This window comes from Flavobacterium plurextorum (assembly GCF_024638035.1).
GTDB classification, from domain to species: Bacteria; Bacteroidota; Bacteroidia; order Flavobacteriales; family Flavobacteriaceae; genus Flavobacterium; species Flavobacterium plurextorum.
The window spans coordinates 963,359-979,553 of the sequence record NZ_CP100442.1 but is presented as its reverse complement, the minus strand read 5'-3'; the positions used below and the strand labels follow the sequence as shown (position 1 = coordinate 979,553).

At 35.6% G+C, this 16,195-nt stretch carries 1 protein-coding gene; it reads left to right on the top strand.

Features of this window, described 5'->3' with window-relative positions; all coding sequences use genetic code 11:
- The first annotated feature begins 34 nt into the window (after nt 1-34).
- Entirely contained in the window at nt 35-16,159 is a 16,125-nt protein-coding gene (locus NLG42_RS04530; protein WP_257683110.1) for a T9SS type B sorting domain-containing protein, read from the top strand.
- Nucleotides 16,160-16,195: the final 36 nt, after the last annotated feature.

The following is a 16,195-nucleotide window of genomic DNA, read 5'->3' as shown; positions in this document are numbered from 1 at the left end:
AGACAGCAAGATGAAAGTAAACAATAGATTGACTATGAAAAAACCTACTATTTTAAGAACGCTGATTTTTGCCGTTGCAATGTTATTTAATTTTGTGTCCCATTCGCAGAATTTAATAGCATTTGATTCTAAGTTCGATAAGAACTTGAACGAGAATGTATTTTTTAAAGCTGCAAATCAGTTTGAGAACTCAATTAGTTTAAGTGATAAAAAAGAAACGTCAAAAATTGAAGCTGTCGCAGAACTTGACAATCCTATAATTCCATATGCTGAACTACCGTACGCAGGTCAAGTTGTAAAATGTCCAAATGACGGAAAAAAACTGCCTAAATTATTTTTATGTGGTGGAAACGATTCTCGACCTATCGACATAAAAATAACAGATGCTCAATCTATTGTTTGGGAAAGATTTATTTCTGGAGGTGGTTGTGTAACAGTTTCAAACAGTGATTGTGCTAATGAAACCGCTGCAGCATCTTGCTGGAAACAAGTCGGAACTGGAAAAGATTATTTAGCAAATACGGCTGGACAATTTAGAGTAAAAATAGTAGATAAAGCAGGTGTACCTAGTGTTTTTTATTTTAATGTATATCAGAATACTTTAATTCCAACGGCTGTTACTAAAAGTGATATTATTAAAAGCAGCGATGGCAGCTGCAAAATAGATGGTAAAATTACCGTTGGGGGATTCGGAAACGGATATGAATATAGTTTTACTACGACTGGAGCTCCGGGACAATGGGATGTAAATAATACTTTTACAACTAGTACACCGGGTAATTACACTGCTTTTATTAGAATAAAAGATGTAGTGGGTTCATGTGAATTTAAAGTTATAAATCTGGATATTAAAAACCTTACTTTTCAAGTAAAAACTAGTTTTGCTTCTCCAAAGTGTAGTGGTGATCTAGGTAGTGTACAGGTCATTACAAATGATATCAAACAGGATTATAAATATGAAATTTTTAAAGTTACCGGTACCACTTCTACCTTATTAAATTATTCTCCATTTACCAAAGATTCTGAATATCCTTTTTCAGGTTTAGCTCCTGGAAATTATCGAGTAATTACCTCGATTGGAACTGGATGTATGAAGGAAACTAACAATTTTACTATTGCGGCTCCAGCTGCAAAAATAATTGCGAGTGCCACTCTAACAGATGGTTTAACTGCATGTAATGATAAAGGTATCATTACAGTAAGTCAAAATGGAGGAACTGCACCTTATCAATATTTTGTGAGTACTGACGGAGGCACCACATTTGTAGCTAATGGAACTAGTAATACTATATCGATAGTTAAAGCAGGGAGTTATATTATTCGTGTAGAAGATGTAAATGGATGTTCTGCTTTGACTTCTCCTGTTCCAGTTAATGACCCCCTAAAACCAATCTATGAAATTATTGCAACAGATGGAAATTGTAATGGAGGTCTAGGTCAAATAGAGATAAAAGTTTCAAATGCAAACGGATATACAATGAGCTATACTTTTGAGGGTGGCAACTCAGGGTCAATTATTAAGAATCTAGACCCTGGAAATTACCTTATAGGTGTTAAATATAGTAAAACGGTAAAAGGGACAACGACTAATTGTTCTGACCCTGTTGTATCGGTGGCAATAGGAGGAAAACCTGCATTAACGGCATCTGCAGGTGTAGCTGAATTAGCAGGCTGTGGACCAGTAGGAAATGAGAAACAGGGAAAGGTTAGAATTACAAATGCCGAGGGTGGAACTGCGCCTTATAAATATAGTTTTGATTTAAAAAAAACTTGGATAGATCTGAATTGGGCTTATATTGATCCAGTAGTAGATCATAAGGTTTATGTTAAAGATAATGCTGGATGCATATTTGAAATGAGCGGTATAACTTTAAAACCAAAACCTAATGAACCTACAATTAAGATTGATGATCCCGTTTTTAATTGTGATGGAACAGCAACTACAACTGTAACGGTTACAAATGACGTAAATTCTGAATTTAGTTATAATTATTTTATTGATGGTACTGCTAATACACCGATTGATTCAAATGTGTTTAAAAATGTAAGCCAGGGAGATCATACTATAATGGTTAATTACACTGTAAAAACGGTTCCTACATATAGTAATTTATTAGTAGAAACGTTCGGTTCAGGACCGGATGTTACTTCACCGGGAATAAATACCTTTTATTATAAATGGGAGCGACAAGTGGTTGCTACGCAGGAAAATGGAAGTATTAAATTAAACGATGGTGAATATACAGTTACTGCGAATATAGTATCTCCACATGGTACATGGTTAAATCCACAAGATCATACTACTATTACAGGAACAAGGGATCTAAGAGGGAGATATCTAGCAGTTAATATTGGAGATAAAATTCCTACGTCAGCTATTTTGTATCAAAAGGAGATAAAAGACGTTATAGCCGATCAGCCCATAAGTGTCAAAATATCGGCAATAAATTTATTGAGAACAGGTCAAAACGGAGCTAATCCGAATATACAGCTGGCGCTAGTAGATCTTGCGGGAAATGATGTTTCGAGTGTTGCTACTGGTGCTATACTTAAAACAAATAAATGGGAAGATTATTTATTAACCTTAAACCCAGGGAAAAATACTAACCTTAAATTTGTTGTGCGATCTAATGTTCAAGAAGTTGATGGTAATGATGTAGCTATAGATGATATTACGGTTTTTCAAATGCCTAAAATTTGCGGGGCGACAGCTTTGTTCCCAATAGTTGTTGATGGTAGTAAGGCTTTCTCTGCTGGTATAACAGGATATAAAGATGTAAGATGTAGTGGTGAGCAAAATGGAGAAATTACATTATCAGCTAAAAACTTTGATCCCAAAAAAGGATTTCAATATTTGATAGCAGGTGATCCTGCAGGTTGGCAAACTGTAAAACCAGTTCCTGCGGCAACAAGCGGTAGTATAACGTTGAAAAATTTAGCTAGTAAAATTTATAACATTAGTATTCGTTATGATGATACAGCTGGCAGCTGTTCTTTTCCAGTAGCTCAGGAAATTAAATCTCCAAAAAAATTAAAAGTAGATGCTTGGGTAGAGCAGGTATTAAAATGTTCTGCTGGAGCAATTATTAAGGCTAAGGCAAGTGATGGAACTCCTGGTTATAAATATGAATTAAGAGAAACAGACGGTGTAACAGTTGTAAAAGCTTTTCAAGATTCAGATACATTTCTAGATATTAAAATAACTGGAAATTATAAAGTTGTAGCCAAAGACTTAAACGATTGTGAGACAGAAGTTTTGGCATCTGTGGATATTGTTGCTCCTGTAAGACCAAAATTAGAAAATGTTACGCCAAGTGTATGTTTTGATAAAAATGCAGGAACAAATATTACAATAAAAGTTACAGATGGAGTACCAAATTATACCTATACAGTAAAATATAATGGAGGCAATCCAGTTGGACCAAGTGCAACATTTGCAGGACCTACTTTTACTTATAAAGCGGAGAATGAAGGATCTTACGAATTTATAGTTACAGATAGTTTTGGATGTAGCTCAGATCCAATTACTCAAGTTATAACAGCTCAATTACTTGCAGCGACTCCAGTTACAACTCCGCTTGATTGCGACGTTGCACCAGCAAATCGTGCAGTAATTACGGGAACAATCGAAGGAGGTAAAGCACCTTTTACAATAACAATTACTACTGGAGATAAAACAGGAGATTTAGTGGGACCTACTACAACTGGAAACACTTTTACGTATACTACAGCGGTGGCTGGTGATTATACTTTTACAATTAAAGATGCAAACAATTGTACAACAACCAGCGATGCTAAGATAAATGCATTAGTGGCGGTAACTGGTTCTGTAGTAAAAGCGACAGATCCAAGCTGTCATGATGGTGCAACAGGCCAGGTTCAATTATCAGGTGGTGGAGGAACAGGTAAAGGTTATGAATTTAGTTTTAATGGAAGTGGTTTTTCACCTACTTCTTTATACACAACATTAAACGCCAATACAACAACTGCTAATACAACAGTTTATAAATATCAAGTTAAAGATAGCAATGGTTGTCTTTCTCCAATTTACGACGTAACATTAAATAATCCAACTTTAGTTGTTGCGTCTGCTGATTTTCCTGCAAACACAGCATGTAGTGATGCTGTTATCATTACAGTTACCGGAAATGGTGGAGCAGGTGGATATACATATAGTTTTAACGGAAGCACTACTTATACAGATGTAAGAACTTTAACTGTAAATCTTACAACTGCAGTACAAACTATTAAGTATTCGGTACAAGATTCTAAAGGATGTATTTCGAATAAAACTATTGATGTTCCGGCTTATAATCCTCCAACAGGGATAACTTTTAGTACTCCGGCTGCAATTACATGTATGCCTGGAAAAACAACAACAAGTGTAACTTTAACTCCAAAGGCTGGAGGAGTTGCACCATTTACATATTTAATTACTGTAGGTACAGGAACAGGAACGTCTAATAATGATGGAATTTTCTCAGGATTAACAGCAGGTAATTATACATTTCAAATTACAGATGCTAATGGTTGTAGTAAAACGGCATCTATCGAGATTGATCCTGCAGTAAGTATATCAGTTTCTGGCAAAAAGACCGATGTAAAATGTGTAGGTGCTACAAATGGAACAGCTACATTTACAATAACAGGCGCAAGTGCTGTTGATAATTTTACTTATGTTTTAACTCCTGCTTCTGGCGCTGTTACACAATTAAATGATGTTGTTAAAGTTACAGGACTAGCAGTAGGAACTTATAAATTACAAGTAAAAGACAAAACTACAGGTTGTTTTTCCAATGAGGCATCTGTAACGATTGATCCTGCAACGGCAATTACAATAACAGGAGTAACAGCATCTAATGTAAACTGTAATAATTCTATTTCGAATATCGTAGTTACAGCAACTGGTGGTGTACCAAATTACAAATACGCATATGTTATTGCTGGAACAGGAATGCCAGATGCAACTGCTTTTTCAGATACAAATACAACTATAAATACAGGAACAACACAATCTAACTTATTTTGGGATGTGTATGTAATGGATCAAAATGATTGTACAGCCGTATTTTTAAATAAAGAAATTTTTAGAGATGCTTCGCCAAGTTTGAAAACTCCAGCTCCGGCACCTTTCTGTTTTACAGCTCCATCAACAACATCTGTAGATGCCAGAACATTTTTTAACCTTGGTACAGGTACGCACACTTATACCGTTAATGGAACTGCAATAGGTGGAGGTGGAACAAACTTCAATATTACCGCAAGCGGAATCTATAGAATTATAGTAAAAGATGCTAATGGTTGTACAGCAACTGCAATTTATGATATTAAACCTCAGTTGTCAATTGTAGCAACAAGAGTAAAAGATTTCGATTGTAATAGTGCAGGAGAAATTACTTTTGAAGCTTTTGGAGGTTCGGCAACATATTCTACTTATGAAGTACAATTTAATGGAGCAGGTGCATGGTCTACAGTAGCGTCTCCATATAATACATCAACTCCGGGAGATTATACATTTAAGGTTACAGACAATGCTGGTTGTTCGGCAATATCTAATAAAATTACAATAACATCAAACCCAAAACCTACATTTAGTCATAACGAAACTTTAATTAATTGTAATAATGGAAGTGATGGTGTAATTAATATTACAAACCCAACAGGAACTGCACCATTTAGCTATTTAATTACAAAAGGTGGGCTAACAGTTTCAACAACATCAAGTGCTACTGGCTTAAGTGCTGGTAGATATGACATTGTTGTAAAAGACGGAAAAGGTTGTACTTCTGATCCATTCCACATAGATTTAGCAAATCCGGCAGTGTTAACAGCTACGGTAAACGCAACCACACTGGCATGTAATACTGACGGGACAACTAAAGGAGCAACTATAACTGTGACTTTACCATCTGGTGGAACTAATACAGGTTTTGAATATAGTTTTAACGGAGGAGCTTTCTCAGGTACTGCTTCTTATACAACAACAAATGTAGGACTTGTAACTGTCGACATGAGAGATAGCAATAAATGTGTTCAATCATTGACATCACCAAAAATTCTTGCATTAGATCCTCCAAAAATAACTGGTTTTACAGGTAGTGATATTACATGTAAAATAGGAGAAGATAAGAGTAACGTTGATGTAGCAGCAAGTAACGGAAGCGGAGCTTTGACTTATACAATTGTTTCTGGTCCAACTAGTAATACTACAGGAGCTACAGACGGAAAATTCACAGGATTAGCTGATGGTACTTACTTTTTTAAAGTAACAGATGAAAAAGGTTGTAGCGATACAAAACCTTATACAGTAAAACCACTTGTTAATATTGCAGCATCATTATTATCTCAAGTAAATGTAAAATGTAATGGCAGCAGTACAGGTTCAGCAATAATTACGGTATCTGCATTTGCAGGAACTTATACAGCCGCATTAACAGTTGGAACCGGAACAGTTCTACAAACTGGAAGTACTGTAGATGTAACAGTATTAAAAGCTGGATTATACACATTAAGAGTTACTGATGACAAAACAAGTTGTACAAAAGATGTAAACTTTACAATTACAGAGTCTACACCTTTGACTTTGGTTGAAGCAACAAATAAAAATGCTTCTTGTAGTCAGCCATTATCAAAAGTTTCTGTGACTGCAGGTGGCGGAAAGTCGCCATATAGTTATGCTTTTAGAAGCACAACTGGAAAACCCGCTGCAGGAGATTATGTGTTGAACAAAAATACTGCAGATCTTGATCCTGCGATTACAACATGGTATGCATGGGTAAAAGATGCAAATGATTGCGAAACACCTGTAACAATTACTCTTGCTAAAGATCCGGATGTTGAAATAGCTTTACCTAATCAACAATGCTTTGTAGGAACTCCATTTAATATTATTCTTAGTGAAGTAACTGGTACTGGAATCGGACCATTTACTTATACTGTAAATGGTGCAACGATACCAAATGATAAAGTAGCTGGTTTACCAATACATACTGCAACGTATAGTATTACAGCTACTGGAACGTATAAACTAGGAATTAAAGATGCTAATAACTGTACTAATTTTAAAGATTATGTTGTTGAAAAACAATTAGTAGCTACGGCAGTTCCAGATAAAGACCTTACCTGTAGTTTACCTGCTGATGCCTCTATAACTGTAACTATTACAAACGGAACAGCTCCGTTTAGTTATCAAATTTATGATGGCAGTACAAAGGTAGGTTTGGAAGTAAAAGATATTTTGACGAATACTTTTACTGAAAAATTCGCTACATCAGGAAATTATAGTTTTGAAATTAAAGATGTTAATGGGTGTCCTGTAAAAACGAACGCAGTACTTGTGAATGATACAACGCCGATAGTAATGTCGCCAGTAGTGGTAAGTAAACCTATTTTATGTAGTGGATATTCTACCGCAGAAATCAAGGTTACTTATGACAATACTCAAGGTACAGGTCCTTTTAAAATTAATGTATCACAATATTCTGAAATAGCTCATACTAATTTAGTAAAAGACTTTGGTACTCAGGTTTCTAGTTTACCTGCAGGTTTCTACGTAGTAACCGTTACTGATTCCAAAGGTTGTTTTGCTAAAGAATCTGCAATTATTGATCCAGTAGCACCAATTAATGTTTCATTTAAAGGTAATGATATTACATGTGTTTCAGGTTCAGGTTTATCAAAAGGATCTATTGTTGTTAATTCTGTAACAGGTGGATCTGGTAAATATACTTATCAAGTTTCTAATGATACAGGATATGTTTCTCCATTAGTTTCTGCAACTGGAGGAGCTTATACATTTGATTTAATAAATTTTGGAAATTATCAATTAAAAGTAATTGATGAAAATAATTGTTCATGGATTGAGCAAAATATCCTAATTGCTTCTCCTCCTGAAAATTTAGAATTAGTAGTTACTCCTACCACACCAGCTTGTGGTGCAAAAGGTTCAGTAGAAATTGCGGTAGCAACTGCATTAGCAGGGCCTTTAGAATTTTTCTTTGCAATTTACAAACCTGGAATTTTATATACAGCGGGAGATCCGGACTGGTATCCAGAAAGTGGTTTAAATAGTTTAAAAACAACAATACCGAATTTAACACCAGGAGTAACTTATACTTTTATCGTTTACGATAGTAATACGAAATGTTATTATTTTAAAACGTTTGTAAATACAGTTCCTTCTAATTCGAGTTTAACCGGAACAGGCGTTGCTGTTCCAATTCAATGTGCAGATGATACAAATGGTTCTGTAAATTTAAAGATTGTTAGTACATATAGTGTTCCTGTAGATGTTTCGTACGAAATTTTTAACTCAGCAACAATGGTGACAACAGGAATTAAAGATAATGGTGTTGTACCTGCTCAGGTATCTCTTCCGTTACCAGTTGTTAAAGGTGTATTAGATGTTGATAATTTTGGATTTACCCCAGGGTTACCATACGGTACTTATTATGTACTAATTACCGAAACGAGTGGTCCAAATGCAGGTTGTGCTGTTACTACAGTACCTTTTAGTATTACAAAATCGGCTAAAACTTTAAGTATTACAGCTACAAGCTCTAAAAATGGTAATACATGTGTAAGTAATGCAGGAGTTATAACTGCAGAAGCTCTCGAGGGTACAGGACCTTATCAATTTGCTATTGTTGATGACGCAGCAGGAATACCTACTACTTTTTCTTCTGAAAGCACATTCTTTAAAGATGCAGGTAAATATGATGTTTATGTAAAAGATGCTTATGGTTGTATTAAAAAAGCCGATGTAGAAGTGCCTTTAGATCCAGCACCAGCAATTTTGTCAATTACACCATCAGCGACATGTTATGTTGGAAATCTTATAACAGTAACAGTTGCTGCAAAAGCGCCAATTTTAAGCCCTGTAACGTATAGTGTTGATAAGGGATTAGTTAAAGGTGCATATGGTAATTCTGCTTCTTTTGATTTGGCTCCGGGAACTTATCAATTTAATATTAAAGATGGAAATGGTTGTACAGATTCGGCTCCATTTACTATTAGAGAAAGATTAACTCTTTCTCCAACATTAACAAAAGAATTGGATTGTAAAACTGTTGCACCAAATGCTACAGTTACTGTCAAAGCTGAAGGAGGAGATAACACAAAGTATGCATATACAATTACGGCTGGGACAACAATAAATGTGACCGGTGCGACATCTGGCATATTTACTGGACTAGCTGCTGGAGATTATACTTTTGAAGTTAGTGACGGAGTTTGTACAGCGACAACAGAAATTACAATTGATGATTTGGTACCTATCGTTCCAGCAAAATTAGAAATCAATCCACTTTGTATTGGTGATAATGGAAGTGTTGAAATAAGCGCGACAGGAGGAGTTGGACCTTATACGTATCAAAAAGGAACTCCACCAACATTAATAACTGAAACGATAAATAAATTTGTTCAAACAGCTGCAGAGCTTACAGTGACATATTATGTTAGAGATAGTAAAGGTTGTGTTGAAGAAATAAAAGCTACAGTAGTTGATCCGCCAGTAATAACGATTGCTTCTGTAGTAACAAACCAATTGACTTGTGGTTCAGGAAATAGCCCTAATGAAGCTACTATAACTGTTACTGCAACAGGCGGAACAGGAACATTACAATACAGTTTTGATAATGGTATTAAATTCTCTGAGAATCCTGTTTTTACAACAACAGCAAGTGGAACTTATCACATAATTGTTAAAGATGAAAATGATTGTAAAACAACAATGCGTCCTGAAGATGTTCTTGCATTAGATCCACCAAAAATTACAAGATTTGTAAAAACACAAATGACTTGTCCTGCATTATTAAGCGATGTAACCGTAGAGCACAGTAACGGTGTAGGTACACTTTCGTTTAAAATTATATCTGGAACAACAATAAATACTACGGGAGATATATCTGGAACGTATACAGGATTAGCTGCCGGAGATTATGTATTTAGAATTACAGATGGTAATAATTGTACAGCTGAAGATACATTTACTGTTCCTGGATTGCCAACCTTACAATTGCAACCGCAAGTTGTAAGTAATGTAGGTTGTATTACCGATAAAACAGGAAATGCTACATTTACAGCAAGTAATCTATTTGCCTCTGGTGCATTCTCATATACAGTTGCTACAGTACCTACTGGCTTAACATTTACAGATACTAAACTTGGTGACGTAGTTACTTTAGCAAATCTTGGAAAAGGTCAGTACGATGTAACTATTAAAGATAATACAACACTTTGTGAAATAACGAAATCAGTTACAATAACAGAGCCACTATTGGCTTTGTCAATAGATGCTGTAGCAAGTAATGTAAATTGTAATGATCCAATTTCACAGCTAACTATGAGTCCTTTAGGAGGTTCAGGAAATTATAAGTACTCAATTGTACAAAGTGGTACAGCTGCAGGAACTTTTTCTACTGCGACTTCTATTGATACGAGTTTATTAACAAATGGTGTAGTAAGTGCAAATGGTTTAGGAATGACATGGTTAGTAGATGTTCATGTGCAAGATGCAAATAATTGCCCTGCAATGAAAACTATTACAATAACAAAAGATGATACACCAACAGTTACAACGCCAACTTTGACGGGTGATCAATGTACTGCTAACGGAAGTTATACTTTTACCGCTACAGGAACAGGTGTTGGACCATTGCGCTTTAGTATAGACGATGTAAACTATTTTGAAAGTGCTAGTGGTTCATATACATTTACAGTCCCAGTTCCAACAACAGCTTCAAAAACGTATACAGTTTATTTAAAAGATAAAAATGGTTGTCCTGTAATAAGCACAACTTCGACAACAGTATACAAACCTTTAACGCTAAATGTAGTTCAAGATAAGGATATTACTTGCGCAGCTATGCCTGTTACAGGTGCCCAATTTACCTTGACCGCTGCAGGTGGAAATCCAGGATATACTTATGAAGTAGATATTAATGGCGGAGGATTTAATCCTATTACTACACCATACACAACTAACATAACTGGAGACTACACTTTTAGAGTTACAGATATGAATTCTTGTAAAGTTGTAAGTGATGTAATAAAAATAGATAATCCTGCAACTCCTGCGTTTACAACATCTAAAGTAGATGTGAAGTGTACAGGCGATTATACAGGAACTATTACAGTTACACCTTCAGGAGGAGTTGGTCCTTATACTTTTGCTTTAAGCGGTGTAGGCTCAAATACAACTGGAGATGCTACAGGATTGTATACAGGATTGCCAAAAGGGTCTTACAATGTAGTGGTTACGGATCATTATGGTTGTACATCATTGGCTGTACCAGCAATTGTTATTGCTGAACCAATTAAATTAAGTGTAACTCCTACCGTTTCTAAAAACACTTCTTGTAGTCCTTCTACATTGATTACACTAGAAGGTCATGATGGTACACCAGATTATAGATATAGTTTTGATAATGGAAATACTTATGACAAAGAAGATCACATAACAGTTGACCTTAATGGACCGGTTCAAACTATTTGGTATTCTGTAATTGATGCAAACGGATGTAAAACTCCACCTGTTCGAATTGACATTGATCCATTAAATAAACCGAATAAATTAGATTTTAGTGCAACAGTAATAACTTGTAAAACAGGAGAAGATGTTAGCACGGTTGATGTGAAAGCAACTAATGGTGTAGGTCCTTTAGTATTTGAAATCATTAGTACAAATACAGCAACTGCTCCAGCATTGTTTGGACCTATAACGACTCCAGATTCTGCTACAGCTGCAAGTTTCCCTGGATTACTTCCTGGTACTTATACTTTTAAAGTAACAGATGATAACAAATGTTCTTATCAGGATTCATTTACAATCGCTTCAAAAATAAATATTCTTGCAGATGGACAACTAGTTGCTGGAGTAGCTTGTAAAGGTGAATCTAACGGAAAAGTTACTTTTAAAGTATCTAAAATTGGAGCATTAGGATTTACTCATACAATTTCAGGTGTAAGTGGTGTAGGAGTTGTAACTTTAGTTGGAACCGATACATTCGAATTAACAAATCTAGCAAAAGGCACCTACAAGATTGATGTAAAAGATAATGCAACAGATTGTATCTCTAGTTTTAGTGTTGATGTTCCAGAACCGGAAACATTAAAAGTAGAGTATGTTACCAATAAACATGCGAATTGTGATAATGGAGCAGAAATAACTGCTACAGCTACTTTTGGAACTGCTGGTTACAAATATGCTTTTGTAAAAGCAGGTGACCCAAAAGTCTATACAGATAGTGATACTGCAATTTTAGATAAAGCATTCACATGGGTAGTTTGGGCAAAAGACGCACATGATTGTGAGATCTCAGCACCAATTACTATTATAGTAGATCCAATGCCAAGTATTACTTCGGCAATACCTACGCAATGTCCAAGTACAGCAGGTACTTATGATATTCCTGTAATAGCATCAGGTTTTACTCCAAATCTTGAATACAGCTTAGACAGAAACAGCTGGGGAACAAATAACATCTTGGTAGTAAAAACTACAGGAAATCACACCGTATATGTTCGTGATGAAAACAAATGTGAGATTAGTCGAGTAGTTAATATCTTAGAACCATTGAAGTTATTATATGATATTACTGGAAATCCTACTTGTAATGGAAATCAAGGTGAAGTAACATTGATTCCATCTGGTGGTACAGTAACACCAAGTTATGAATACACTAAAGACAATTGGGTAAATACTCAAACAACACCCGTATTTAGTGGTTTGACTCCTGGAAAATATACATTTAGTGTTAGAGATAGAGGAACAAATTGTACAAAAGACGTAGAAGTTGTTTTTGAAATTCCAAATTTGGCTATTGATTTTAGTTTAACTCCATCAAAAGTACTTTGCAACAATGGTAGTACAGGAAGTATTACTGTAAATATGGCTGCTCAAACAGCAACGGTAAACAATAATCCTGTTTATACTTACGCGATCAATCCATCACCAATTGGAATGGTTTTAGTTGGTAATGTATTTACAAATCTTCCTAAAGGAAGGTATATAGTTACAGTAACTTCAGGAAAAGGTTGTCCAGTTGACAAAATTATTGATGTTGAAGAACCGTTGGCAATCACAGTTCCTAATCCTGATGTAGTAGAATTTGGATGTACAAAAGTAAACAACGCGAATGATGCTACAATTACAGTTGGTCTGCCATCTGGTGGTTCTAACGATTATAAAGTTTATGAATTTTTGAAAAATGGAAATCCTATTCCAGTTCAAAGAGGAGATAATCCTGTTTATATCGAATCAGATCTATTAGGAGGTAACTATGTAATCAATGTTTATGATACTAATGGTTGTTTAGGAACAACAACTGCAGTAATCAAACCATTCGTGGCTATTGATTTCGCAACTCCTTCAGCAATTACAGTAACTAAAGCAATAACATGTATTAATGACGAAGATATTCAGGTAAATGTTACTACAACAGGTACAACTACACCAATGCCGGTACTGGTTTACAACCTAAAAGGAATCAGCGCAGGAAGTACTATCGACATTAAAAACAATGATGGAGCTTTTACTGGATTAACAATAGGAAATTATTTAGTTACAGTTACTAATCCGATTACAGGATGTACTATAACTATGATTCATTATGTGAACGATCCAAATACGTTTGATTTAGTGGCAAGTAATATTAAAAATGTTATTTGTTACGGAACTGCTACTGGAAGTGTAGATTTAAACTTTGTTGACAATCAAGTTAATCCTGATGAAGCGGGACCATTTGAGTACACAATTACGGGACCAAAAGGAACTAGTCCATTACAAACCACTACGGGGGTTATGATCACTATTCCTAATTTGGAAGCAGGATTTTATACTGTTAAAGCCAAATTGAGTGCTACGCCAAGTTGTGAGGTAGAAACAAGTTTTTCAATTGCAGAGCCAACTGCGGCATTGTCTATTTCAGTAAACTCGACTCCAATTAGTTGTGATCCAGGTAACGATGGTACAATTACAGTTGGAGCTGAAGGCGGATGGCCAGGAAGTTATCTATATGAATTGGTAGGCGTTGGTCCGGGTGCAATAAGCGTTGCTTACTCACAGCAGTTTTATTTTGAAAATCTAACACCAGGAAGTTATACTGTAAATGTTAAAGATCTTTCTGGATGTGTTCAAACAGAAACTCTAACGTTAAAAACGCCAGATGCAATATTAGTTACAGCCAATGCAACTGTAAGTGCTTTATTGTGTAACGGTGATACAAGCGGAGTTATAACAGTTGATTTACCAACAGGAGGTCAAGGAACTAATTATTCTTATATTTTAAACTATCTATCTGTAGTTCCTGTAGTTTCATCTGCACCTCAAAGCCAACCTGTTTTCTCAGGCTTAGCAGCTGGAACATATTCAGTAACAGTTGTTGATGGCCTTAACTGTGTTTCACAACCAAGTGCAAACCTAGTAATAAACGAGCCATCTAAAGTCGAAGCCGAATTAAAACTGGCTACAGGAATAACTTGTAAAACAAGTGCGACATTGACTTTAAGTGCAACAGGTGGAACTGGACAATATGAGTACAGTACAGACAAAACTTTTGCTGCAATTGCAGGTCAATTCTCTTCATCAGTAACATTTGCTGTCGGATTAGGTGATCATCAGTACTATGTAAGAGATTCTAGAGGATGTATTGGAGCTATCTCTAATAATATTACCATAAATCCTGTAACACCTTTAGATCTTAAGCTAGATTTAATCAATGCAGTAGTTTATTGTAAAGGAAGTTCAACAGCAGTGATTGATGCTGAAGCTGTAGGTGGTTTAGGAAATTATATATATACTTTACTTGATAGCGCAGGCGGAATTGTTAGACCAGCGCAACCTACCGGTTACTTTGATCTGCTTCAAAAAGGAGTTTATGTTGTAAGAGTAGACAGTGGTGATTGTCAGTTCTCTTCACAAGCAGTAACAATAAATGAGCCTGCAGAAGCATTATCTGCTATACCAACAGTAACCGATGTGACATGTTTTGGAGCTGACGATGGTAAAATAGTAATCGCTGCAACTGGAGGTACAGGAGTTATTCAGTATGCAATTTCTCCAAATTTAGGTTTGTTCGATACTAAATCTGTCTTTGATCATTTAGTCCCAGGTTTATACCAAATTATTGTTCAAGATGAAAATTCATGTTTCCAAATTATTGAGCGTGAAATCAAAGAACCAACAGTTTTAGAGGCGAAAGTAGTAGGGCCTATTATACAAGAAATATGTGATGGAGATAAAGATGGTGCATTTACCATAGAAATTACTGGAGGAAAACCACCTTATAGTATTAGTCTTGATAATGAAAACGGAGCTTATGCACCAGTTATTGGTACACAGCATAGTTTTGCTAACCTTAAAGGAGGAGCACATAAGGTGTTTGTTAAAGATGCTACTTGTTTAACTTCAAGAGACGTTATAATGGATAAAGCAGTTGTTCTTGATCCAATTACCGAAGTATCTTACCACTGTGTTAACAATGCACAAGCAAACATGGTAGTAGTAAAAATTAACGACAGCAATGATATTGCCGATGTTGATTACTCACTTGACGGAACAGGAACTTATCAGCCAAGTAACGTCTTTATGAATGTAGCGCCAGGAACTCACTTTATTGTGGCTAGACATACAAACGGATGTGAGACGCAAACAACAAGTTTCAAGATCGTTTCATACGAACCTTTAGCTCTTACATTAGCTGAAGATAAAGGAGTATGGAACATTATTAAAGCTACAGCTACCGGCGGTGGAGGTGATTATGAGTATAGTATTGATGGCGTAAACTTTAGCACTAAAAATGAGTTCAAAATTTACAAAACAGGTACTTACACCATAACCGTAAGAGATAAAAATGGCTGTACAGTTTCTCAAGATTACTACATTAAATACATTGATGTTTGTCTTGATAATTACTTTACACCAAATGGAGACGGCGTTTACGACACTTGGGGACCTGGATGTACAAATATCTATGACAAACTGGAATTCTCAATATTTGACAGATACGGTCGTACAATTGCTAAGTATCACTATGGTCAAAAATGGGATGGTAGATACAACGGTGCTGAATTACCTTCTGGTGATTACTGGTATGTTCTTAAACTAAATGACGAGAATGATGCAAGAGAGTTTGTTGGACATTTCACTTTATACAGATAACAAAATAAATGCCCCTATGATGTTGTCTAAAAAAAT